Source organism: Kitasatospora misakiensis, from assembly GCF_042656005.1.
Taxonomy (GTDB): Bacteria; Actinomycetota; Actinomycetes; order Streptomycetales; family Streptomycetaceae; genus Kitasatospora; species Kitasatospora misakiensis.
The window spans coordinates 1-714 of the sequence record NZ_JBHSOF010000145.1 but is presented as its reverse complement, the minus strand read 5'-3'; the positions used below and the strand labels follow the sequence as shown (position 1 = coordinate 714).

At 74.2% G+C, this 714-nt stretch carries 1 protein-coding gene; it reads right to left on the bottom strand.

What is annotated here, in order from left to right; translation table 11 throughout:
* Positions 1–106: 106 nt before the first annotated feature.
* A partial coding sequence (locus tag ACFP3U_RS36970) for an SDR family NAD(P)-dependent oxidoreductase (RefSeq protein WP_380230161.1) occupies positions 107–714 on the bottom strand: 608 nt, incomplete at its 5' end.

Below are 714 nucleotides of genomic sequence, written 5' to 3'. Positions count from 1 at the left end.
GCCTCCTCGTCGCTGACGGCGGTGAACAGGTTGCCGATCCCCGCCGCACCGAAGGCGAGCTCGCTGACCCGCACCGGCCCCGGCCCGAGGATGTTCTGGCGCATCGTCACGACTTCCCTTCGGGCCGCAGGCGCAGGCCCGCCATACCGCCGTCGACCGCGAGCGCGGTGCCGGTGACCGAGGCCGCGGCGGGCGAGGCCAGGTAGGTGATCGCGGCCGCCACCTCCTCGGCGGTGACCAGCCGGCCGGTGGGCTGACGCGCGCGCAGGGCGGCGAGCTCGGCTTCCGGGTCCGGGGCGCCGGCCAGCAGCCGGGCCACCCACGGGGTGTCGACCGTGCCGGGGTTGACGCAGTTGAACCGGATGCCCTCACGCACGTGGTCGGCGGCCATCGACAGCGTCAACGCCATGACCGCGCCCTTGCCGGCCGCGTACAGCGCCCGCTGCGGCAGACCCGTCGTGACGCAGATCGAACCGATGTTGACCACCGACGCATGCGGGGAGCGCCGCAGGTACGGCAGGGCGGCCCGCGTGGTGCGCACGACACCCAGGACGTTGACGCCCAGCACGCGCTGCCACTGCTCGTCCGGATTGTCCTCGACCGTACCGACCGCGCTGATCCCCGCGCAGTTCACCACGACGTCGATCCCGCCCAGGACCCCCGCCGCCGCCTCGACGGCGGAGCGCACCGAGTCGTCGTCGGACACGTCGGCGG